Here is a 19,766-nt window from a genome sequence, read left to right as displayed (position 1 = left end):
GTCCCTGGCCCCGCCCATGATGGCTGCCCCCTCCCTGCCCGCCGGCGTCGACGTGGAGGAGTTGCTGGCGCTGCTGCGTCAGCTGAGCTGGGACTCGGCCGCGATTCTGCGGGCCTACGCTCGCGGCGAGCAGCCACCCTTCGGCTACGACGCGGCCCTGAGCGTGGATGAGGGCGGCGAGGGTCCGGTGACGGCGGCCGATCTGGCGGTGAACCAGCACCTGCTCGACGGCCTTGCCCAGGCCTTTCCCAACGCCCCCTGGACCCTGCTCAGCGAGGAGACGGCCAAGGACCAGCTCAGGGCAGGGCTGCCTCTGGAGGCCGAGTGGCTGTGGATCCTCGATCCGCTCGATGGCACCAAGGACTTCATCCAGGGCACGGGCGAGTACGCGGTGCATCTGGCCCTGGTGCATCGGGGGCAGCCCGTCCTGGGCGTGGTGCTGCTCCCCGAGAAGGAGGAGCTGTGGTTCGGTCTGGTGGGGACGGCCGCCGAGGGATTGATCGGCGGCGCCTGGCGGGAGAACCCTTCAGGGGAGAGGTTTGCGCCCCAGCTGAGCGAGCGGCGCGAACCTCGCGAGCTGGTGCTGGTGGCCAGCCGCAACCACCGTGACCAGCGGCTGGAGCAGCTGGTGCAGGCCCTGGAGCTGGGCCCCTCGCTGGCGGTGGGCAGCGTGGGCTGCAAGGTGGCCACGATCCTGCGCGGTGAAACCGACCTGTACCTCTCCCTCTCCGGCCGCAGTGCCCCCAAGGACTGGGACATGGCGGCGCCTGAGGCGGTGCTGCGAGCGGCGGGCGGGGCCTTCAGCCATGCCGATGGCCGACCCCTTCACTACAACAATGGCGATGGACTGCAGGCGGGCTGTCTGATCGCCAGCCATGGTCTGGCCCACAGGGAACTGTGCGAGCGGGCGGCCGCCGCCCTGGCGCGCATCGATCCGGGTTTCATGCTCTGAGGGCTTCCGGTCCCAGCCGCCTGGGGGCCTGCTTGAAGCCCTTCGGGCCGCTCGCTGGCCTCGGGTTTGCCTCAGATCTTCGATGTTTGATCCTGACCTTGAGGTCCTTCAGGCCCAGCAGATTCTCAACGACTTTCTGGCTGAGCAGGGTCAGCCGGCGTTTGTGGATCCGGCCCTGAGCGGGAACTTCCTGGTGGGGGAGGAGATCACCGGCACCGAGGGCAACGACACCCTCACCGGCACCGAGGGCGACGACACGATCCGTGGCCTTGGCGGTGAGGATCTGCTGCTGGGCCGTCAGCTTGATGATGTGCTGCGGGGCAACGCCGGCAGCGACACCCTGCGCGGTGGATCCGGCTTTGATTCCCTCTCCGGAGGCAAGAACAACGACTGGCTCTTCGGTGGTGAGGGTGATGATTTTCTCAACGGCAACCGCGACGATGATCGCCTCTTCGGTGGCCCGGGAGGTGATCGTTTCGCCCTCTCCCGCGGCAACGACCGCATCGAGGATTTCAATGCGGCTGAGGGCGACAAGGTGCTGATCTACAACGTCGGTCCCTATGACAACGTGATCACCTACGAGCAGGTGGCCGATGGCGTGGAGATCAGCCGCTTTGAAATTCTCACCGACAGTCAGGGTCGCCCCGTGCTCGATGAGGATGGATTCCGACAGATCGGTCCTGAAATCGGAGCGACCACGATCGTTGGTGCTGATGTGTTTGTGTGGGATCCCAACATTGAGCGGGAGCTGGGCGATCCTGCCTTCGATCCCACGCTGCAGATTCTGACGGTGGGGAACAACCTGTTTCAGCTCTGATCGCTCATCCCAGACATTGTTACCAGGCTTGTTTCAGGCCTGGGGTGGAGGGCAGGGTGATCCAGGGCATGTCCCTGAATCCCCCCCACCTTCCTTGGCTGTGATCAGGCCACCGGCACCTGCTCCTGGGCCACGCCGCGCAGGGTGAGGTTGATGCGGCCGCGGTTGTCGATTTCGCGCACGCGCACGGTCACGGCATCGCCCACCTTGACCACGTCTTCCACCTTCTCGACCCGTGCTTCCGAGAGCTGGGAGATGTGGATCATGCCTTCCTTGCCGGGGAGGATCTCGACGAAGGCGCCGATCGGAATGATCCGGGTGACGGAGCCGTTGAACATCTCCCCTTCGCTGACGCGACGGGTGAGGCCCTCGATGATCCGCTGGGCTTCCTCGGCCGCGGCACCGTCGTGGCTGGCGATCGTGACGATACCGCCGTCTTCGATGTCGATCTTGGTGTTGGTGCGCTCGGTGATGCCCTTGATCGTGCGGCCGCCGGGGCCGATCACGGTGCCGATCAGTTCCGGGTCGATGCGGAAGCTGAGCAGGCGTGGGGCGTGGGGGGAGAGCACATCGCGGGGCTTGCCGATCGCCTCGAGCATCTTCTCGAGGATGTGCAGCCGGGCCGGGCGGGCCTGGTTGACGGCCTCGGCCACGGTGCTGACCGCCAGACCGCTGATCTTCATGTCCATCTGCAGGGCGGTGATGCCCTTCTCGGTGCCGGCCACCTTGAAGTCCATGTCACCGAGAAAGTCTTCGATGCCCTGGATGTCGGTGAGGATGCGCACCTGATCGCCCTCCTTGATCAGGCCCATGGCGGCACCGCTCACGGGAGCCTTGAGGGGCACGCCGGCATCCATCAGGGCCAGGGTGCTGCCGCAGACCGAGCCCATCGAGGTGGAGCCGTTGGAGCTGAGGCATTCCGAGACCACGCGCAGCACGTAGGGGAAGCTCTCCTTGGGAGGGAGCACGGGCACGATCGCCCGTTCGGCCAGGGCACCGTGGCCAACCTCACGGCGGCCGGGGGAGCGCATCGGCCGGGTTTCGCCCACCGAATAAGGGGGGAAGTTGTAGTGGTGGAGGTAGGTCTTCTCACCGATGGGGTTGAGGTCATCCATCTCCTGGGCATCGCTGGGGGTGCCGAGGGTGGCGGTGGAGAGCACCTGGGTGAGCCCGCGCTGGAACAGGCCGGAGCCATGCACCCGCTTGGGCAGCACGCCCACGGCGGCGCTGATCGGGCGCACTTCATCGAGGTTGCGGCCATCGACCCGCTTGCCATCGCTGACGATCTGGGCGCGCATCAGCTTCTTGGTGATGCCCTTGTAGGTGTTCCCCAGGGCCTTGCCGGCGGCGGCCACGCGGATCGGGTCGTCGTCGGAGAGGGCGGCGATCTTCTCGGCCACACCCGCCTTGATCCCGTCGAGTTGGGCGTCGCGCTCGGCCTTGGTGAGGCTGAACTGCTTGAGCACCTCACCGATGCCAGCGCCACATTCCTGCTCCAGGAAGGCCGGCAGGGCAGGGTCCTGAACCTGGGGTTCGGGGAACACCTGCTCGATGCCGAGGTCGGCGAGAAGCTTCTGCTGGGCCTTGATCAGCTCGCCCACGGCTTCGTAGCCGAAGTCGATCGCCTCGATCACATCCTGCTCGGGCAACTGGTTGGCGCCCGCTTCCACCATCACCACACCGGCGGGGGTACCGGCCACCACCAGATCCAGCTCGCTGCGCTCGATCTCGCGGTAGCTGGGGTTGAGCACGAAGTCGTCGCCGAGCAGGCCCACGCGCACGGCCGCCATCGGGCCCTGGAAGGGAATCTTCGCCAGCAGGGTGGCGATCGAAGCGCCGGTGACAGCCAGCACATCGGGCGGCACCCGTTCATCCAGCGACAGGCAGGTGGCCACCACCTGCAGGTCGTCGCGCAGCCAGGAGGGGAACAGGGGCCGCAGGGGGCGGTCGATCAGGCGGGTGGTGAGGATCGCGCGCTCGGGGGGGCGGCCTTCGCGGCGGAAGAAGCTGCCCGGGATGCGGCCGGCGGCGTAGAGGCGCTCCTCGTAATCACAGGTGAGGGGGAGGAAGTCGATTCCTTCGCGACCCTTGGAGCGGGTGGCCGTGACCAGCACGGCGGTGTCCCCGCATTCGATCAATACTGAGCCACCCGCCTGGGGGGCATACAACCCTGTGGTCAGCCGGATCTCCCGACCATCGAAGGAGACCGTCTGAATCTGTCCTGGCACGTCGGTTTATGTCCGTTTTGTATCACGTACCATCCTCGCATTCGGGCCTGCAGGGGTGGCGCGCGCAAAAAAGGGTGGCCACTGGCCACCCGGAGCAGGCCGTTGGTGGGTGGCCTACCAGCTCGACTTGACCACGCCGGGCAGCAAGCCCTTGTGGGCGCGCTCGCGCAGCTGGTTGCGGCAGAGGCCGAAATCTCTGTAGAAGCCGCGGGGCTTGCCGGTGGCCCAGCAACGGTTGCGCACGCGGGAGGGGGCGCTGTTGCGGGGCAGATTCTGGATCTGGCGGTGGATCTCCAGCCGCTGCATCGGATCGGCGGCCGATTCGAAGGCAGCCTTGAGGGCAGCGCGCTTGACGGCGAAGCGTTCCACAATTTTCTTGCGCTTGACGTCGCGCGCAATCATCGACTTCTTCGCCATGCGGCTGCTGCAGCTCTTTCAGTGAAGAGCAAGCTTACCGTGTGGCTGATCGCCCAGCCCGCCGGCCGCTTGGGCCATGGTCTGGATGGCTGGGGCAGAGATCGGCCAGGGGGCAGCCCGCGCACAGGGGCTTGCGGGCATTGCAGACGGCGCGCCCATGGAAGATCAGCCGGATCGAGAAGTTCTCCCACTCCGGCTGCGGCACGAGCTTCATCAGCTCCGGCTCGATCCGGCGTGGTTCGCTCTCTCGCGTCAGCCCGAGCCTGTTGCTCAGCCGACGCACATGGGTGTCGACCGTGACGCCGGCGTTGATGCCGAAAGCATGGGCCAGCACGACGTTGGCGGTCTTGCGCGCCACCCCGGGGAGCTCCAGCAGTTCCTCCATCGACGCCGGCACCGCGCCGCCGTGGCGCTCGATCAACAACTGGGAGGCGGCCACGATGTTCTTCGCCTTGTTGCGGAAGAAGCCGGTGGATTTCACATAGGGCTCCACCTCAGCGGAGCTCACTGCGGCGGCCGCGGTGGCATCGGGGAAGCGCTCGAACAGGGCCGGGGTGACCAGATTGACCCGCTCATCGGTGCACTGGGCCGAGAGCATCGTGGCCACCAGCAGCTCCCAGGCGGTGCGCCAGTTCAGGGAGCAGGTGGCGTGGGGGTAGTGGAGGGCCAGGCGCTCCAGGATCAGCGGCGTCCGCTGCCGGGCCGTGGCCAAACGGGGCACCTCAGTGGCCGAGCAGCTGCTGCACCACCGAGAGCTGGCTGGTGTCCTTGACGATCAGCACCACGCTCAGCCCCACCAGCAGCAGAAAGCCCGACTGCATGAAGGCCAGCTGCAGGCGGTCGGGCAGGGGCCGGCCGCGCAGCCCCTCGAGCAGAAGCAGAACGAACTGGCCGCCATCGAGCAGGGGAAGGGGCAGGGCGTTGAGCACCGCCAGGTTGATCGAGATCAGCGCGGCGAACACGAACAGGCTGCCGCCGCCCTGGCGGGCCAGGCTGGCGCCCATCTCCACGATCTTCACCGGTCCCGACACCTGGGGAGCGGTTTCCCCGAAGTGGGTGACCAGGGCCACGAAGCCATCGACAGTGCGCCGGATCAGCTGCACGAAGACGCGGTTGGTCTGACCGAGCAGCTCCAGGGGCCCTTTGGCGGGGCGGAACACCTCGCTGCCGTTGGGCTGGAGCTGGGCGCCGATGCGGCCGAGGCCGTCGCGATCGGAGGGGGTGAGCCGCAGGCTGACGGTCTGACCAGCCCGGTCGGCCTCGATCTGCAGGGTGCGCTCGGGTGCCCCCTGGATGTCGGCCACCAGATCCACAACGGCCTTGGAGCCGCCGCCCACGGGCACACCGCCGAGGCTGAGGATGCGATCACCGGCCATCAGGCCCGAGGTGGCGGCGGGCTGGCCAGGCTGCACCGCCGCCACCAGCACGCCGGGGGTGGCACTGAAGCCGGCGGGAATGCCCACCACCAACCCCTGACCGAAGAGCACGGCCCAGGCCAGCAGCAGGTTGGCGATCACCCCGGCCGCGATCACCAGGGCCCGCTGGGGCAGGGGTCGGTTGCGCAGGAGGTCGGGATCATCGCTGGGGATGTCGCTGTCCTCGTCGTCGTCGGGGAAGGCCACGTAGCCGCCGAGGGGGATCGCCCGCAGGGCGAACTGCACGCCGCGGCGCTGGCGCTGCAGCAGGGCCGGGCCGAAGCCGATCGAGAAGCCGCTGACGCGGATGCCCTGCCAGGTGGCAGCGAAGAAGTGGCCGGCTTCGTGCACCACGATCAGGGCCGCCAGGATCGCCAGTGCCGAGAGAACACCCATTCAGGCTGTGTTGCGCAGGGCACCCATTCTGGGGGGTTCAGCCCTGGGGCGTTCCTTTCAGGGTTCCGGCACGAGGCGATCGGCACCCATGTAGGGCACCAGGGCCTGCGGCAGGAGCACGCTGCCGTCGGCCTGCTGGCCGGTTTCGAGCAGGGCGGCCATGGTGCGCCCCACCGCCAGGCCGCTGCCGTTGAGGGTGTGCAGCAGGCGGGTTTTCTTGCCGTCCTTGAAGCGGATCGAGGCGCGGCGCGCCTGGAACTCGCCGCAGGTGCTGCAGCTGGAGATTTCGCGGTAGGTGCCGGCGCCGGGAAGCCACACCTCCAGATCGAACGTGCGTGCGGCCGAAAAGCCCAGATCACCGCAACAGAGATCGATCACCCGGTAGGGCAGCTCCAGGGCCTTCAGCACAGCTTCGGCGTCGGCGGTGAGCTGGGCGTGGGCCGCTTCGGATTCGTCGGGGTGGCATAACCAGTAGAGCTCCACCTTGTTGAACTGGTGCAGACGGATCAGGCCGCGGGTGTCACGGCCGTAGGAGCCGGCTTCCCGGCGGAAGCAGGGGGTGTAGGCGGCGTAGCGCAGGGGCAGCTGCTCGGAGGGAATCAGCTCGTCGCGGTGGAACGAGGTGATCGGCACCTCGGCGGTGGGGGTGAGCCAGAGGTCGTCGCCAGAGCAGTGGAAGCTCTCCTCGGCGAACTTGGGCAACTGGCCGGAGGCGGTGAGGCTGGCGCTGTTCACCAGAATCGGTGGCAGCACCTCACGGTAGCCGCGGCGGGTGTGCTGATCGAGCATGAAGCTGATCAGGGCCCGCTCCAGCCGTGCCCCCTGGCCGAGCAGGGTCACGAAACGGCTCTGGGCGATGCGCACCGAGCGCTCCGTGTCGATCAGACCGAGGCGTTCGGCGATCTGCCAGTGCTCCTCGAGGGGTGGCTCCCCGGCCACCGGCTCCCGGGGGGTGCCCCAGCGACGCCGCTCCACGTTCTCGGTTTCACCGGCGCCGTCAGGGCAGAGGGGGGAGGGCAGGTTGGGGAAGGCGAGCAGCTGATCGCGCAGGCGGGCTTCGAGGGATTTCTCCTCCTCCTCCAGCACCGTCACCTGCTGCTTGATGGTGTTGCCCCGATCGCGCAGGGCCTGCACCTCGGGGCTGTGGGGCGCCTCACCGGCGCGGATGCGTTCACCCACCTGACGGCCAATGCGGTTGCCCTCGGCCTGCAGATCGCTGCGCTGCTGCTCGAGATCACGCTCCTGGCGCGCGATCATCTGCAGGCCCGTGAGATCGAGAGCGATGCCGCGGCGCCCCAGCTGCTCGACGATCAGCTCGGGATTCTCGCGCAGCAGGCGCTGATCCAGCACGGCTCCAGGTGCAAGGGCGCGTGCAGCCTACGGAGCGGCGACAACTGTCTCAGCACATTCCCCTTGTTCTTTTCATGACAGTGGTCATGCCAGTGAATGGTTTAATTGGCTCGGTGATTTGTCTTCGCAGCGGCCTTGTCCATCAAAATTCCATTTCTGAACGCTCCAATTGTGGTTGGGGCCGCTATTACGTTGGTGCCGATGGCCTTCATGCCTGCACAGGCGCTCACCTACACCTTCCAGAACGCCACCTTCCCCACCCCCGTAGGCCAGATCAGCGGATCTTTCGATTATACCCCCACCTCGGGCGTCACCAATTTCTCCAGCATCACCGTCAGCGCGTGGATCCAGGGTACCCAAGCCCAGTCTGCAACGTACGACGCAAACGCCCAACGGCTGGAATTCTCCAGAGTTGGCTCAAGCCAAAATGATAGGCAGTTTTTCCGAATTAGCGGCCTCGCCCTGACGAACCCCACCGTGTCGCTCAATGGACTGCCAACCCAACTGGTGAGGTGCACTCGCAGCAATTGCGAGGGGAGACCTCCTCGGACGCAAAGCTTCAATGTGACGTTCAGTGGGAATGCCGAGCTCACCGCGGTTCCCGCCGGCTCGGCGGCAGCGGGTCTACTGCCTCTCGCTGCGCTGCTCGCCCGCGGCCGGAGTCGCTACACCGCCAAGGCATAGCGACTCCGGCCCGGCCGGGCGGGCTCAGAGCACCTGCACCACTTCGTTCACCTCCGGAATCGCCTCGCGCAGCTTGCGCTCGATGCCCATCTTCAGGGTCATGGTGCTGCTGGGGCAGCTGCCGCAGGCGCCCTGCAGGCGCACTTTCACCGTGGGACCGTCGATCTCGACGATCTCGACGTTGCCGCCATCGGCCATCAAGTAGGGGCGCAGCTCATCGAGGACGCGCTCGACGTTCTCGATCGTGAGGGCGCGGGGGTCGTTGATGGCTTCGGCGCTGGAGCTGGTGTCTGTTGTGGCGGTGTCGGTGCTCATGGACGTGGGGATCTTTTCAAAGACTTTAAGAAGCCACCGGCATGACCTGCCTCGGTTTCTGGTCAGACGATCTGCACGGTGGACCCGTTGGCGGCCAGCTGGCGATCGACGCTCAGCAACAGCAGGGGTTCCAGACGGCTCTGGGCGATCAGCAGCCGATCGAATGGATCGCGGTGACCGAGAACGGTCTCCAGTTCGGCCACGGCCAGCAGATGGGCGTTGCTCAGGGCCAGCCAGCGAAAGCCCTGCTGGGGAATCGCCTGCTCCGGACGGACCAGATCCACTGAGAGACGTCCGAGCCCCTGTTTGATGGCGATCTCCCAGAGCGATGCCTGGCTGACGAACATCGTGTTGGCCGGGTCCCTCACCAAGGGAAACAGAGCGGCTGGAAGACGCGGGTCAACGGTGAGCCATCACAAGACCAGATGGGTGTCCAGCAACAGCCGCGCCATCGCTCAGCTCGCGAGGCTGTCGAACAGCTCCTCGAGGGGTGGTCGAAATCGTCGGCCAGCGTGATCGCACCGGCCAGAGCGCCGGGTGGCGCCACCCCCTGGCTGGGGGGCCTCCAGGGAACCAGCCGGGCGATCGGCACGCCGGAGCGGGCGATCACCAAGTCGTGGCCGGCCTCCAAGTCGTGGAGCAGGCGCGACAGCTGGCTCTTGGCCTGGTGCACATTCACCTGTTGGGTGCCGGCCGGCTCTGAACCGGCTGGCTCCGAGCTGGCTGGCTCAGAACGGGTCTTGGGGAGGGGCGATCCCATCTCAGCGAGACTGGACCAAGATTGACCCTGGTTTGATCCGAAACGCCTGCCTAGGATCTCCTGAACTTTCGGCAGCCTTCAGGGGTTGTCGGGCCTACGACGCGCATGACCGACGTTCCCGTTCAGCGGATCCGCAATTTCTGCATCATTGCCCACATCGACCACGGCAAGTCGACCCTGGCCGACCGGTTGCTGCAGGACACCGGAACGGTGGCGGCGCGCGACATGCAGGCCCAGTTCCTCGACAACATGGAGCTGGAGCGGGAGCGGGGGATCACGATCAAGCTCCAGGCCGCGCGGATGGAATACACCGCGGCCGATGGCCAGACCTACATCCTCAACCTGATCGACACCCCCGGCCATGTGGATTTCTCCTATGAGGTGAGCCGCAGCCTGCAGGCCTGTGAGGGGGCCTTGCTGGTGGTGGATGCCAGCCAGGGGGTGGAGGCGCAGACGCTGGCGAATGTGTATCTGGCGCTGGAGAATGATCTGGAGATCATTCCGGTGCTCAACAAGATCGATCTGCCCGGCGCCGATCCCGAGCGGATCAAGGAGGAGATCGAGGCGATCATCGGGCTGGACACCTCAAAGGCGATCGATTGCTCGGCCAAGACGGGGCTGGGCATTCCTGAAATTCTCGAAGCGATCGTGGAGCGGGTGCCGCCGCCGCCCGACCGCGTGAATGAGCAGCTGCGCGCCCTGATCTTCGATTCCTACTACGACGCTTACCGGGGCGTGATCGTGTACTTCCGGGTGATCAGCGGCCAGGTGGGGCGCAAGGACAAGGTGCTGCTGATGGCCAGCAAGACCAGCTATGAGCTGGATGAGGTGGGGGTGATGGCGCCGGACCAGCGTCAGGTGGAGAGCCTGCATGCCGGCGAGGTGGGTTATCTCTCTGCCTCGATCAAGGCCGTGGCCGATGCACGGGTGGGCGACACGATCACCCTGGTGGCCGATCCGGTGAGCGAGCCGCTGCCGGGGTACACCGAGGCCAAACCGATGGTGTTCTGTGGCCTGTTCCCCACCGATGCGGATCAGTACCCCGACCTGCGCGAGGCGCTCAACAAGCTCAAGCTCTCCGATGCGGCACTGAACTACGAGCCGGAGACCAGCAGCGCCATGGGCTTCGGCTTCCGCTGTGGCTTCCTGGGCCTGCTGCACATGGAAATTGTGCAGGAGCGGTTGGAGCGGGAGTACAACCTCGATCTGATTGTGACCGCCCCCTCGGTGATCTATCGAGTGAACATGCTCGACGGCAGCATCTTGATGGTGGACAATCCCGCCACGCTGCCGGATCCGCAGAAGCGTGAATCGATCGAAGAGCCCTATGTGAAGCTCGAGATCTACACCCCCAACACCTTCAACGGCACCCTGATGGAGTTGTGTCAGGAGCGGCGGGGTGAGTTCATCGACATGAAGTTCATCACCACCGATCGGGTGACACTGCACTACGAGATGCCGCTGGCCGAAGTGGTGACCGACTTCTTCGATCAGATGAAGAGCCGTACCAAGGGCTATGCCTCGATGGAGTACAGCCTGATCGGCTACCGGCGCAATGAGCTGGTGCGCCTCGATGTGCTGATCAACAGCGAGAAGGCCGATCCGCTCACCACGATCGTGCACCGCGACAAGGCCTACAACGTGGGCAAGAGCCTGGTGGAGAAACTGAAGGAGCTGATTCCGCGCCAGCAGTTCAAGATTCCAATCCAGGCCTCGATCGGCAGCCGCATCATCGCCAGCGAAAGCATCAGCGCCATCCGCAAGGACGTGCTGGCCAAGTGCTACGGCGGCGACATCTCCCGCAAGAAAAAGCTGCTGAAAAAACAGGCCAAAGGCAAGAAGCGCATGAAGGCGATGGGCAAGGTGGATGTGCCCCAGGAAGCCTTCATGGCGGTGCTGAAGTTGAATCAGTAGGGCTGTCGCTCAATCCGTGAGACAGGCCAGATCGAGCGCAGCGGGAAGGCCAGGCAGCGGCTGCTGGAGCTTGCGAAGAAGCCGCTGATCCGCCGTGATCAGGGTGGCCCGTGTCTGTTCGGGTTCGGCCAGGGCCACGTAAAGGCAGTCATAGGCGGGGTGATCAAGCTCCAGGCACCAGTGCGCGGCACGAGCCAGCAGCGCGGTGGATGGGATCAGGCGGCTGAACGGTTTGGCGGCGCGGTTCGCCAACACCTGGAACTGTTCGGAGCTGATCGCCCCCAGCCGAAGACTTTTCCAGCCCGCGTTCAGCAGTTCCACCAGCACCAGGTCGGGTGCCAGTCGCAGGGTGGCGGGTCCGCCGTCGAGCAACCGGGCGGCCTGCTCGGAGCCCGGCACGGCGGCAAACCAGGCGAAGGCCACCGAAGCGTCCACTACCCAGGGGCCGGATTCAGCGGCCATCCCGGTCCTCGCGGATCAGGGCCGCCACATCAAGGTTGCGGCCCGCAGGCGGTGTGGTGGCCCGCAGGCGAGCCAGCTCGCCTTTGAGGGCGTCGTCCTGCCGGGCCGCGGCGGTGAGGAGGTCGCGAAGGCTCTGCTCTAGGGAGAGGCCCTGAGCCCGGGCCCGGGCCCTGAGCGCGGCCACCACCTGATCATCCAGCTGCCGGATCAGGAGCTGCGCCATGGCGCCTTAAGGATTGCTATCAATTCATGATAACGATGTTCTGAATCAGTAGAGCTGGCGGTGGCGCGGGGGTGGTCCGATCTGGGTCTCCGAGCCGCCCATGGGGACCAGCCGGCGTGAGCGTTCCCGCTCGATCAGGGCCTTGAGGGCCTCGCGGATCAGCTGGGTGCTCTCCTTGATGCCGCTGAGTTTTCCGGCCTGAGCGAGCAGATCGTCGTCGAGGGTGAGGGTGGTGCGCATGCCCGATTCAGCCGCCGAGACGTGGGACTTAAACCCTGACAGCCCGGGCCGAGCGATGTCGTTACGGTGAGGTTCACGAGGGGGAAGCTTCATGACGCTGGCCCAGCCACTCCCATCTGCGGCCCTGCAACCGCTGCAGCTGCCCTGGGATCTACGGCTCAACCCCGATCAGTTCGAGCTGGTGTGCCAGGCCAATCCCGATGCGGTACTCGAACTGATGGCCGATGGCCGCCTCATTGCCATGACCCCCACCGGCAGCGAAGCCGGCGCCCGCAACCAGGCCCTTGGGGCGTTGCTCTGGTGGGCGGTTCGCCGGAGTGGCCTGCCCATGAAAGCGTTCGACAGCTCCAGCGGATTTCGCCTGCCCGATGGCTCGGTGCTGAGCCCCGATGCCTCGCTGGTGCATCTGGATCGGTGGCAGGCGCTCACCCCCGAGCAGCGCCGTGGCTCTGCGCCCCTCTGCCCCGATCTGGTGGTGGAACTGGCCAGCGCGTTAGGCGAAGGGCCCCGTGGCGTCAGTGCGCCCCCAGAAGATGGACGCCTACCAGGCCAATGGGGCGCAGCTGGGCTGGTTGTTGCTGCCCGAGGAGAGGGCGGTGGAGATCTGGCGCGCGGGGGCCGCCTCCACCCCTGAGCGCCTCAACGACGCCAAGGAGCTGGATGGAGGAGATCTGTTCCCTGCCCTGGTGCTGGATCTGGCTCCGATCTGGGACGTCTGAGCAGGGCCTGTTCCATGCCACAGCGATCATCGAGTGGGTCCGTGCTGCGCTGGCCCAGTTCCAGGCAGCGATCTGGATCTGCTGCTGGTGCTGCGGCAGTGCGAGCTGCCGATCTGGGAACGCCTGCGCCCCTGGGACACGGCCGATCTTCCGCTGGCCACCGATCTGCTCGTCTACAGCCGCCGGGAGTGGGAGAGCCTCCCCCAGTGGAACCCGAAGCTGGCGGCAACGCTGAATCAGTAGGCCAGGCGACGCGGGATGGCTTCGAGCTGGGGCTCAGAACCACCGAGTGCGGCAAGCCGGCGGGCGCTTTCTCGTTGCACGAGGGCTTTGAGCGCTTCGCGGACCAGCTGGGTGCGCTCACTGATGCCGCTGATCAGCTGAGCCTGCTTGAGGAGGTCGTCGTCGAGATTGAGAGTGGTGCGCATGCCACATATTGATGCGCAGCTCTGAGTCCATGCAACGTTTGTTGAAGCCAGCGCCCAGCCCCGCCTGAACCGGGGAGCACCACGCCCCCGGCTGGGAACGCTTGGGGGATCGTGGATTGAGGAGTCCGCCGATGGCGGTTCCATGGACGGTGAGAAGCTGTAGGGCCCTGGGGATCTGGCGCAGACAGGCGCCGGAGGGTGAGCAGGGTTTTCTGCTGCCGCTGGCGTTCGGGGTGTCGCTGGTGTTGATGCTGAGTGCGCTGTCGGTGCAGACGGTTGCGCTGCAGGGCAGCCGGCTGGCGGCGGCGGAGCTGGAGCAGCGGCGGCTGGAGGACGCCCTGGCGTCGGCGGCGGAGCAGGTGGCGAGCAGCTTGAGCGGTGAGCACGCCTGCCTGTTGCCCCTGGCCTCCAGTGCCTGGATTGCGCCGGTGCCCGGTTGCGGGGCAGGGCTTGATCCAGCGCCTCTGCTGAGCGGACGGGTGGGAGAGAGCGACTACCGGCTGGTGTCGTGGACACCTGGGGTGCCGGGCGTCACAGGCCATCCGGGTGAACTGCGGCTGGAACTGAGCGATGGGGCTGTGCAGCGGTTGTATGCGCTGGAGCTGGCGGGGGAGGCCCCACAGCCCCTGCGCGTGGCGGGTCTGCGGGGGATGGGGCGATGACGCTGGTGGAGGTGATGGTGTCGTCGGTGGTGTTCGCCCTGGCGGCGAACGGTTCAGTGCAGCTGTGGGGATCGGCCCTGGCCTGGAACCATCGCGCCCAGCAACGGCAGGAGCTCCTGCGCCAGATCGACATGGAGCTGTTGCAGCGGGAGCGGGCGATGCGCCTGGCGGCCGCTGCGCAAGTGGAGGCGGCGGGGGCCGCAGGAGCGGAGGTGCCGATGAGCTGCGCCAATGCGGCGGAATGGATGGGCTTGCAGCTGAGCACCGCCCGTTCCTCCCTGCCTGCGGGGATCGTGCTGACGCCAGAATCGGCTGAGACGGAAGGAGCCGGTGCCCTCTGGTTGACGGCGACGGCCGATGGCATCGAGCGCAAACGCCTGTTCGCTCCGGCGGCCCATGGCCTGTGCAGGCCATGACCAGGCGATTCAACGGGTCAAGGGTCGCCGCTCAGGGCTTTTCCCTCACCGAGCTGCTGGTGGGGGTGTCGGTGCTGCTGGTGCTGGCAGGGCTGGCGATTCAGGCCGGGGGCGAATCGATGGCGCGGCAGCGGCTTGAGGTGGCCACCCGGCGGCTGGTGCTGGGGATCGAGCGGGGCCGTGCGGAGGCGGAACGGCTGGGACGCCCCTGTGGCCTGAGCCTTGCACCAGGAGGCTGGCAGGCCCCATCCAGTGGATCGCTGATCGGTTGCGAGCGGGCGGCGATGGCCCTGGGGGAAGGGGTGGAGAACGGCTCGATCGAGCTGAACCACAACCTCCCAGACACCCTGCGCTTCAGCAGCAACGGCCTGGTGCTGGACGGGGGCACGGTGGTGCTCACCAGTGCCGGCACCGAGCTGCGCCGCTGCCTGGTGATGGCCCTGCCCCTGGGAGTGGTGCGCCTCGGCCGCTATGGCGGCGCTGCCGGCGGCCGCCCCGACAGCACGGCCTGCAGCCCTGACCCAACCCTTTGACGCTGATGACGATCACCACGGTTCAGAGAACGCTTCGGCAGCGCAACGCAGGTTTCGGGCTGGTGGAGTTGCTGCTGGCCATGGCCCTGGGCCTGCTGGTCTGCGGTGTGGTGGTGCAGGCGCTGCTGGGGGAGGGGCGCAACGCGCGGCAGTTCTCCCGGCTGGTGCGGGAGCGCAGCTACCAGCGGCGTGCCCTGGCCCTGATCCGGGCTGATCTGGAGGGGGCGACGGACGTGGTGAATGAGCCGGCCTCGCTACCGGTGAGCTGCGGAACCTCCGGACGGCGGGTGGTGCTGCAACTCCAGCGCCAGGGCCAGCTGATCACCTATTCGGTGGGGGCGCCACCGAGCGGGATCTGGCGCGGCCAGGTGCTGGTGCGCTGCGGACCGGCCTACGGACTGGAAGGGCGCATCGAAGACGGCACGACAGCGCAGAGCCGCGTGGTGCTCGATGGCCTGGCGGCCCAGCCCAATGCCTGGACGGGTTGTGGCGGCTTGAGCGGTGCCCAGGAGATGAACAGCTCCTCAGGCTTGCCTTTCTCCGCCTGCCTGGATCCAGCGACCCAGCTGGTGGCCATGCGGCTGGAGCAGAGTTTCGCCGACGGCGGCGGTCCGCTGCAGCGGGTGCGCAGTGAGCTGGTGGCTGGGGCGGGTTGAGGGTTGAGGGTTGAGGCAGAGCCACTGTTCGACACTTGATCCATCGCCACGGGAGTTGAACGATCAACTGACAGGAGACAGAAAATCTGTCCCAGAATCGTCAGGAAAAGCTCCTAATTTCTGAAGCCTTGGCAAGGTATTGCCATAACAATCGTCTCTGGGCTTTCGCGGAAAACGTGGTAGTGTTGTTGATCCTTTGATGGGCTCTTGCGTTGAACCCCTGACGGTGTCTGCGGTCTGATGCAGGCCGCTCTGCAAGCAGAGGACCCCATCCCAGAAGATGATGCGCAATGCAGCACTAAATCCCCAATGCGGCTGTGATGCTCTGGGCTAGAAGTCCTGTCTTCGGTGTTAAGTATTTGAGGCGACATCCGATCCACTGCTTAGCCAATAGGAAGCAAGAAGTTGCTGCTGGCGCTACTCAGACGGGTCCCGACGAATCAGGCATGACCCAGATCGCCTGCCTCATTTCCTCTGGGATGCCGGCCGCAGCTTTCCAGGAGCACAACCAACCGCGAGGCAAGCGATGTGGCTGAAGCCGGCATCGTTCCGTTCAGGTGATTAGTGAATTCAAAAGAGAGAGGAATCGCCGATAACTTGTGGGGTTGGGCCCCAGGTCAGTTGGAATGCAGCCGACGACTGGTACAAGAACGTCTGTATGGTCTTGAACGACGTTGCTGCTCCGGCACCCCCAGCCGCTGTTCTGGGGTTGAAGACCACAAATTGGGTTCCCTAGATTGCCAACGATGCTGAAGTGACGTCAGGGACGGTCTGAACCCGTCCCCTTAGTCCTGCTCTCACCAGATCTTCTTTTCACCGCCCCAGGTGTGTTCAAGTGCCGAAGGAGGGATGATGGAAGGGCAGATCAACCGTGCGCTGCCGGTAATCCCCCTCAAGATCGAATGTCTTCACTCCGCTCCCTTGGGCTTAGCCCTGCGCCTGGGCTCACTCAGATATGTCAGTGAGGCCAGGTTTGTGCGTTCGCGACCCTCCAGCAACAGCTATGTCCTGATGGCAGCTGATAGCTCCCTGAGCGAGCGCCTTCCAATGCATCGGATCAAGGACTGGGTGGAGTCGCTCGGGCAGCCGATTCCGCCAGGACGATTCGGGGCCAGGGACCTGATGGCCATCTTGTTGCGCCAGAGGCGGGTTACAGCAACACTCAATCCTGTCGATGGGGCCTTTCTGTGCCCGGTGGGCCAATGAAGCCAAACCTCCCCAGTGCGTCATTGCGTCGCCGCTTGCAGACCAGCAGCCTGCTGGCGGTGCTTGCCGGTCTTGCCCTTTTGGTTCTGGTGCAGCGTGAATTGCTGAGTCGATCTCGAGCCCAGCGCCTTCAAAAGGCTGCTGACCTGGTCCGTCAGGACCTGGCGGAGCTCTCCCCCAGTGCTGGCCCTGCGGAATTCCAGTCCAAGCTGGATGAGGTCTTGTCTCCAGGCCGGCTGCTGTGGCTGGAGCTGAAGCCGGGGCGTCCCTATCGCTGGCCTCGCCCCAACGCCAGGGTTCCTCTTCCGGTGCCACTGCCGGAGCTGGTGGGTAAAGCCGAAAAGCGGTGCCCTGTGGGCACCCCCTTGGTGAGCTTGTCTGTCGGCAAGAGCCAGTTTCTGTGCAGCAGCAAGGCGCTCAGTTTCTCTGGGCGGCCTGCATCCTTGGTGGTGGTGGAAGACATCACGGCCGATGAGGAGCGTCTCAACACTGTGCTGTTGCTGCTGTTGGCCTCTGCAGGGCTTGCGTCCCTGCTCACAAGCGCCTTGCTGCGGTTGGTGTTTCATCGCACGTTGCTGCCGCTGGATCAGCTCAGCACCCAGCTGAGACGGATCGATGTCGAGCGGTTGGAGCAGGCACGGCTGTCCGCCAGTGGGCAGCCGCAGGAACTGCAGCCGATCGTGGCGTCCTTCAACGCCTTGCTGGATCGCTTGGCTGCTGGACGCAAGCGGCAGCAGGCCTTCGTGGATGGGGTGGCCCACGAACTGCGCACACCGATCACCCTGATCAGCGGCTATGCGCAGAGCTTGAAGCGCCAGGGCAGTCGCCTTGACGGCGGCCTCGAACTGGATCTGATTGTGCGCGAAGCCAGGCGAATGGGCCGGCTGGTGAGCGAGTTGCTCGACATCGCCCGAGAGGAGGCCGGTCGCCTTCGGCTAGTCCGCGATCAACTCGATCTCGACGATGCCCTGCTGGTGGCTTTCGAGCGACTTGAGCCCCTGGCCGATGCACGCCTGCGGCTTCGCGCCCCGGGTGAAGGATCACCTCCGCTCGGCCTGGGCGACAGCGAGAGGCTTCAGGAGTGCCTCACCAACCTGGTGGAGAACGCTCTCAAGTACACGCCGCAGGGCACCCCGATCGAGCTGTTCAGCTCCACCACTGCGAGCAAGGCGGTGTTGCACGTGCTCGACCACGGCCTCGGTGTACCCCTAACGGAGCGGGAGCGCATCTTCGAGCATTTCGTTCGGGGCTCCTCTGAAGCCAATGCCAGCGGAAGCGGAATCGGCCTTGCGATGGTGCGGCTGCTGATGCGCCGCATGGGTGGTGAGGTGCGGTTGTTGGACGCCCCCGGTGGCGGGGCCGACTTCCAGCTGGTACTGGAGCGGGTGCAGTTGAGTTCTTCTACTTGCTCTTCACCAGTGTAGAGCCGACAACGTGCACGGTCTGCATCCGGGTGGGCTCGCCGGGACGCTCGAACTTCTTGTGAAGGTAGAGGATGTAAACATTGAGCAGCTTGGCAAGGTGCTTGTTCGAAGACGATCTGGTTGAGGTGTCGCGCTGCTCTAACAACCCACCGGCTGACGAGTCGACATCTATCCCGCTCGGCTCCAGGCCAAGTGTGCAGTGGCATAGGGAGGTGCTCATGCTTCCACGTCTCGGCGGTGGTACGTCTTGACACTTCAATGACAGAAAGCAGAAATGCTGAGATTCTTCTGAAAGTATGATGAGGCCACTTGCAGGTTTTCTCAGGATAAGCCTGCTACAGGCTGCGGATCCATTCCAGTGCAACAGGTTATGGGGGCGAAGAGTGCGCTAACTGCCGAATTGACATGGCTTCATGGATCGTTCACCACGGTTGACATGGCTGGCCTGAGAGAAGAAGCTATTCAATGAAACAGGCGTTGCCATCAGTGACGTCTTTCTCTGTCCATTAATCTGGCTAACATCATGAACAAGAAGATGCAGCTTCTGTTGCTTTCTCAAAGGCGTCGGCGTCATGCTCTGTCCGACGGATTCACCTTGGTAGAGTTGATGATCGTGGTAGCCGTTGTCGGTATCTTGGCTGCTGTTGCCCTGCCCCAGTACCTTAGGGCTCGAGATGCCGCTCAGGCTGGTGCTCTAGTCGGAGAGGCAATTGGGCTTGGCAAGGAATGTGCAGTTATTGCCGCCTCGGACATTGCAGCCGGAATAACTGCGACCGCAGCCTCCGCCAGTGTGCAAAATAATTGTGATGCCGCAGGTGGCGGTGGAACTGTTGTGGCCACGATGCCTTCAGGAACGATGCCAACTGGAATTCGCTGCCTAGACCAGACGTCAGTTGATGGCAATACAGTTGCCACGATTACGATTGGCGCCGCTGGAGCTTTGAGTTGCGCCTTCAGCTAGGCGACAAGTGTGTTGTCTCTCATTCTTCTCAACTATAGTTGTAGAAAACCTCTCTTCATCCAGCGGCTTTGCTGTTGGATGTTTTTTTTGTTGTAAGAGGGCTGCGCGGAGCTCCGGTTTTCGACTTGGTGGTTCCTGCTGCGCCTCCAGGCGTTGGCTTCAAGTTATGGGTTGTGGAGACTATTGGTTCAGTCTATTATGCATTTGTTCCCATTTAAGATAGCAAATTTATATTTTTGATTGGGCGGTGATCGGTCGGATTTGACTCCTGCTCCTCGTAACGGTAATTCTACTGCCAAGTTTCTTTCTGCTTGTGATCAACGCTGGCGGCATAGACGGCTGGTCCTCAATAGCGTTCTTGTCTGTGTCTTGCTGGAGTCTGACTTTTCTGGCGTTAAGTCCTAAAAGTTCTTTTCTGGTTGCAGGGATTGCGACACGCTTGGTTGGCAGAGCTAGGGAGCCTCTGGAAAACCCCACCACCCTGCGCGAGAATGGCCTTGTGATCCCAACCGTTTACAGGCTTCATGGGCGTCAAGCAGTTCGGTTTTGGTGATTACGAGCAGTCCACAGCCAAAAAGCGGACCCGGC

General features: G+C 64.8%; 24 protein-coding genes. 13 read left to right on the top strand and 11 right to left on the bottom strand.

All coding sequences use genetic code 11. The features are described 5' to 3' along the window. Positions 1-16 precede the first annotated feature (16 nt). Positions 17-952: a 3'(2'),5'-bisphosphate nucleotidase CysQ gene (locus FPZ61_RS10100; protein WP_185466353.1), complete on the top strand. Its 936-nt coding sequence runs from the start codon at positions 17-19 to the stop codon at positions 950-952. A gap of 82 nt (positions 953-1,034) precedes the next feature. Next, positions 1,035-1,769 (top strand): calcium-binding protein, encoded by a 735-nt coding sequence (locus tag FPZ61_RS10095; RefSeq protein ID WP_185466351.1) that lies wholly within the window; start codon positions 1,035-1,037, stop codon positions 1,767-1,769. 104 nt (positions 1,770-1,873) lie between these two features. On the opposite strand, the gene FPZ61_RS10090 is transcribed toward FPZ61_RS10095, so the two are convergent. From FPZ61_RS10090 to serS, 5 genes are all read right to left on the bottom strand, one after another. Further along, entirely contained in the window at positions 1,874-3,997 is a 2,124-nt protein-coding gene (locus FPZ61_RS10090; protein ID WP_185466349.1) for a polyribonucleotide nucleotidyltransferase, read from the bottom strand. 114 nt (positions 3,998-4,111) lie between these two features. After that, positions 4,112-4,414 carry a 30S ribosomal protein S14 gene (rpsN, locus tag FPZ61_RS10085; protein WP_185466346.1) on the bottom strand — a complete coding sequence of 101 codons (303 nt, stop codon included), beginning with the start codon at positions 4,412-4,414 and terminating at the stop codon, positions 4,112-4,114. Positions 4,415-4,448: 34 nt separating this feature from the next. Next, the gene (nth, locus tag FPZ61_RS10080) at positions 4,449-5,135 is read right to left on the bottom strand and encodes an endonuclease III (RefSeq protein WP_185466345.1); all 687 of its coding nucleotides are present in this window, start codon (positions 5,133-5,135) and stop codon (positions 4,449-4,451) included. Position 5,136: 1 nt separating this feature from the next. Next, positions 5,137-6,225: an RIP metalloprotease RseP gene (gene rseP / locus FPZ61_RS10075; RefSeq protein WP_185466343.1), complete on the bottom strand. Its 1,089-nt coding sequence runs from the start codon at positions 6,223-6,225 to the stop codon at positions 5,137-5,139. A 57-nt stretch (positions 6,226-6,282) separates the two neighbouring features. Further along, a complete protein-coding gene (gene serS / locus FPZ61_RS10070) occupies positions 6,283-7,575 on the bottom strand; it encodes a serine--tRNA ligase (RefSeq protein WP_185466341.1) in 1,293 nt (430 codons plus the stop codon). 135 nt (positions 7,576-7,710) lie between these two features. On the opposite strand from serS, the gene FPZ61_RS10065 reads away from it, so the two are divergent. Beyond that, the gene (locus FPZ61_RS10065) at positions 7,711-8,259 is read left to right on the top strand and encodes a hypothetical protein (RefSeq protein WP_185466339.1); all 549 of its coding nucleotides are present in this window, start codon (positions 7,711-7,713) and stop codon (positions 8,257-8,259) included. Between the two features lie 24 nt (positions 8,260-8,283). On the opposite strand, the gene FPZ61_RS10060 is transcribed toward FPZ61_RS10065, so the two are convergent. Continuing rightward, complete coding sequence (locus tag FPZ61_RS10060; RefSeq protein ID WP_221629973.1) at positions 8,284-8,574, bottom strand: NifU family protein; 291 nt, start codon at positions 8,572-8,574, stop codon at positions 8,284-8,286. A gap of 62 nt (positions 8,575-8,636) precedes the next feature. Next, the gene (locus tag FPZ61_RS10055; protein ID WP_255441527.1) at positions 8,637-8,945 is read right to left on the bottom strand and encodes a type II toxin-antitoxin system VapC family toxin; all 309 of its coding nucleotides are present in this window, start codon (positions 8,943-8,945) and stop codon (positions 8,637-8,639) included. Positions 8,946-9,439: 494 nt separating this feature from the next. Here FPZ61_RS10055 and lepA point away from each other — a divergent pair, with 494 nt between their 5' ends. Next, positions 9,440-11,248, top strand: coding sequence for a translation elongation factor 4 (lepA, locus tag FPZ61_RS10050; protein ID WP_185466337.1), 1,809 nt, complete (start codon positions 9,440-9,442; stop codon positions 11,246-11,248). A 9-nt stretch (positions 11,249-11,257) separates the two neighbouring features. Here lepA and FPZ61_RS10045 read toward each other — a convergent pair whose 3' ends face one another. From FPZ61_RS10045 to FPZ61_RS10035, 3 genes are read right to left on the bottom strand one after another with little or no spacing between them, the layout of a single operon-like run. After that, complete coding sequence (locus tag FPZ61_RS10045) at positions 11,258-11,710, bottom strand: type II toxin-antitoxin system VapC family toxin (RefSeq protein WP_185466335.1); 453 nt, start codon at positions 11,708-11,710, stop codon at positions 11,258-11,260. Continuing rightward, a complete protein-coding gene (locus FPZ61_RS10040) occupies positions 11,700-11,933 on the bottom strand; it encodes a hypothetical protein (protein ID WP_185466333.1) in 234 nt (77 codons plus the stop codon). The genes FPZ61_RS10045 and FPZ61_RS10040 overlap by 11 nt, the downstream gene beginning before the upstream one ends. Before the next feature lie 45 nt (positions 11,934-11,978). Further along, positions 11,979-12,173, bottom strand: coding sequence for a type II toxin-antitoxin system VapB family antitoxin (locus FPZ61_RS10035; protein ID WP_185466331.1), 195 nt, complete (start codon positions 12,171-12,173; stop codon positions 11,979-11,981). Positions 12,174-12,264: 91 nt separating this feature from the next. Between FPZ61_RS10035 and FPZ61_RS10030 the strand changes: the two genes are divergently transcribed. The 3 genes from FPZ61_RS10030 to FPZ61_RS10025 are packed head-to-tail and all read left to right on the top strand — an operon-like array spanning position 12,265 to position 13,135. Further along, positions 12,265-12,807, top strand: a complete 543-nt coding sequence (locus FPZ61_RS10030) for a Uma2 family endonuclease (RefSeq protein WP_370593419.1) — start codon at positions 12,265-12,267, stop codon at positions 12,805-12,807. After that, positions 12,746-12,892 carry a hypothetical protein gene (locus tag FPZ61_RS15895; RefSeq protein ID WP_370593418.1) on the top strand — a complete coding sequence of 49 codons (147 nt, stop codon included), beginning with the start codon at positions 12,746-12,748 and terminating at the stop codon, positions 12,890-12,892. Before FPZ61_RS10030 ends, FPZ61_RS15895 begins: the two co-directional genes overlap by 62 nt. Positions 12,893-12,925: 33 nt before the next feature. Next, positions 12,926-13,135 (top strand): hypothetical protein, encoded by a 210-nt coding sequence (locus FPZ61_RS10025; protein ID WP_221629963.1) that lies wholly within the window; start codon positions 12,926-12,928, stop codon positions 13,133-13,135. Here the strand turns inward: FPZ61_RS10025 and FPZ61_RS10020 are convergent. Then, complete coding sequence (locus FPZ61_RS10020; protein WP_185466329.1) at positions 13,129-13,320, bottom strand: type II toxin-antitoxin system VapB family antitoxin; 192 nt, start codon at positions 13,318-13,320, stop codon at positions 13,129-13,131. The two genes, FPZ61_RS10025 and FPZ61_RS10020, sit on opposite strands and share 7 nt — an antisense overlap. Before the next feature lie 149 nt (positions 13,321-13,469). Between FPZ61_RS10020 and FPZ61_RS10015 the strand changes: the two genes are divergently transcribed. From FPZ61_RS10015 to FPZ61_RS15805, 6 genes are all read left to right on the top strand, one after another. Next, complete coding sequence (locus FPZ61_RS10015; protein ID WP_185474819.1) at positions 13,470-13,982, top strand: hypothetical protein; 513 nt, start codon at positions 13,470-13,472, stop codon at positions 13,980-13,982. Beyond that, positions 13,979-14,398 carry a hypothetical protein gene (locus tag FPZ61_RS10010; RefSeq protein ID WP_185466325.1) on the top strand — a complete coding sequence of 140 codons (420 nt, stop codon included), beginning with the start codon at positions 13,979-13,981 and terminating at the stop codon, positions 14,396-14,398. Before FPZ61_RS10015 ends, FPZ61_RS10010 begins: the two co-directional genes overlap by 4 nt. Further along, positions 14,395-14,931, top strand: a complete 537-nt coding sequence (locus tag FPZ61_RS10005; RefSeq protein WP_185466323.1) for a GspH/FimT family protein — start codon at positions 14,395-14,397, stop codon at positions 14,929-14,931. Before FPZ61_RS10010 ends, FPZ61_RS10005 begins: the two co-directional genes overlap by 4 nt. A 5-nt stretch (positions 14,932-14,936) precedes the next feature. Beyond that, the gene (locus FPZ61_RS10000) at positions 14,937-15,587 is read left to right on the top strand and encodes a prepilin-type N-terminal cleavage/methylation domain-containing protein (RefSeq protein ID WP_185466321.1); all 651 of its coding nucleotides are present in this window, start codon (positions 14,937-14,939) and stop codon (positions 15,585-15,587) included. Between the two features lie 1,202 nt (positions 15,588-16,789). Beyond that, on the top strand, positions 16,790-18,217 hold the full coding sequence (locus FPZ61_RS09995; RefSeq protein WP_185466319.1) for a sensor histidine kinase KdpD: 1,428 nt from the start codon (positions 16,790-16,792) through the stop codon (positions 18,215-18,217). A 523-nt stretch (positions 18,218-18,740) separates the two neighbouring features. Beyond that, positions 18,741-19,178 carry a type IV pilin protein gene (locus FPZ61_RS15805; protein WP_304623095.1) on the top strand — a complete coding sequence of 146 codons (438 nt, stop codon included), beginning with the start codon at positions 18,741-18,743 and terminating at the stop codon, positions 19,176-19,178. Positions 19,179-19,766 lie beyond the last annotated feature (588 nt).

The organism is Synechococcus sp. BSA11S, assembly GCF_014224355.1.
Classification (GTDB): domain Bacteria; phylum Cyanobacteriota; class Cyanobacteriia; order PCC-6307; family Cyanobiaceae; genus Regnicoccus_A.
The sequence above is the reverse complement of the archived record's forward strand: the minus strand, read 5'-3'. Positions and strand labels throughout refer to the sequence as shown.

Bases quoted from the DNA above. Each gene is read 5' to 3' on its own strand.
- FPZ61_RS10100 (WP_185466353.1), top strand. From the start codon at position 17: ATGATGGCTGCCCCCTCCCTGCCCGCCGGCGTCGACGTGGAGGAGTTG.
- FPZ61_RS10095 (WP_185466351.1), top strand. From the start codon at position 1,035: ATGTTTGATCCTGACCTTGAGGTCCTTCAGGCCCAGCAGATTCTCAAC.
- rpsN (WP_185466346.1), bottom strand. From the start codon at position 4,414: ATGGCGAAGAAGTCGATGATTGCGCGCGACGTCAAGCGCAAGAAAATT.
- rseP (WP_185466343.1), bottom strand. From the start codon at position 6,225: ATGGGTGTTCTCTCGGCACTGGCGATCCTGGCGGCCCTGATCGTGGTG.
- FPZ61_RS10060 (WP_221629973.1), bottom strand. From the start codon at position 8,574: ATGAGCACCGACACCGCCACAACAGACACCAGCTCCAGCGCCGAAGCC.
- lepA (WP_185466337.1), top strand. From the start codon at position 9,440: ATGACCGACGTTCCCGTTCAGCGGATCCGCAATTTCTGCATCATTGCC.
- FPZ61_RS10045 (WP_185466335.1), bottom strand. From the start codon at position 11,710: ATGGCCGCTGAATCCGGCCCCTGGGTAGTGGACGCTTCGGTGGCCTTC.
- FPZ61_RS10040 (WP_185466333.1), bottom strand. From the start codon at position 11,933: ATGGCGCAGCTCCTGATCCGGCAGCTGGATGATCAGGTGGTGGCCGCG.
- FPZ61_RS10035 (WP_185466331.1), bottom strand. From the start codon at position 12,173: ATGCGCACCACCCTCACCCTCGACGACGATCTGCTCGCTCAGGCCGGA.
- FPZ61_RS10030 (WP_370593419.1), top strand. From the start codon at position 12,265: ATGACGCTGGCCCAGCCACTCCCATCTGCGGCCCTGCAACCGCTGCAG.
- FPZ61_RS10020 (WP_185466329.1), bottom strand. From the start codon at position 13,320: ATGCGCACCACTCTCAATCTCGACGACGACCTCCTCAAGCAGGCTCAG.
- FPZ61_RS10010 (WP_185466325.1), top strand. From the start codon at position 13,979: ATGACGCTGGTGGAGGTGATGGTGTCGTCGGTGGTGTTCGCCCTGGCG.
- FPZ61_RS10005 (WP_185466323.1), top strand. From the start codon at position 14,395: ATGACCAGGCGATTCAACGGGTCAAGGGTCGCCGCTCAGGGCTTTTCC.
- FPZ61_RS10000 (WP_185466321.1), top strand. From the start codon at position 14,937: ATGACGATCACCACGGTTCAGAGAACGCTTCGGCAGCGCAACGCAGGT.
- FPZ61_RS09995 (WP_185466319.1), top strand. From the start codon at position 16,790: ATGAAGCCAAACCTCCCCAGTGCGTCATTGCGTCGCCGCTTGCAGACC.
- FPZ61_RS15805 (WP_304623095.1), top strand. From the start codon at position 18,741: ATGAACAAGAAGATGCAGCTTCTGTTGCTTTCTCAAAGGCGTCGGCGT.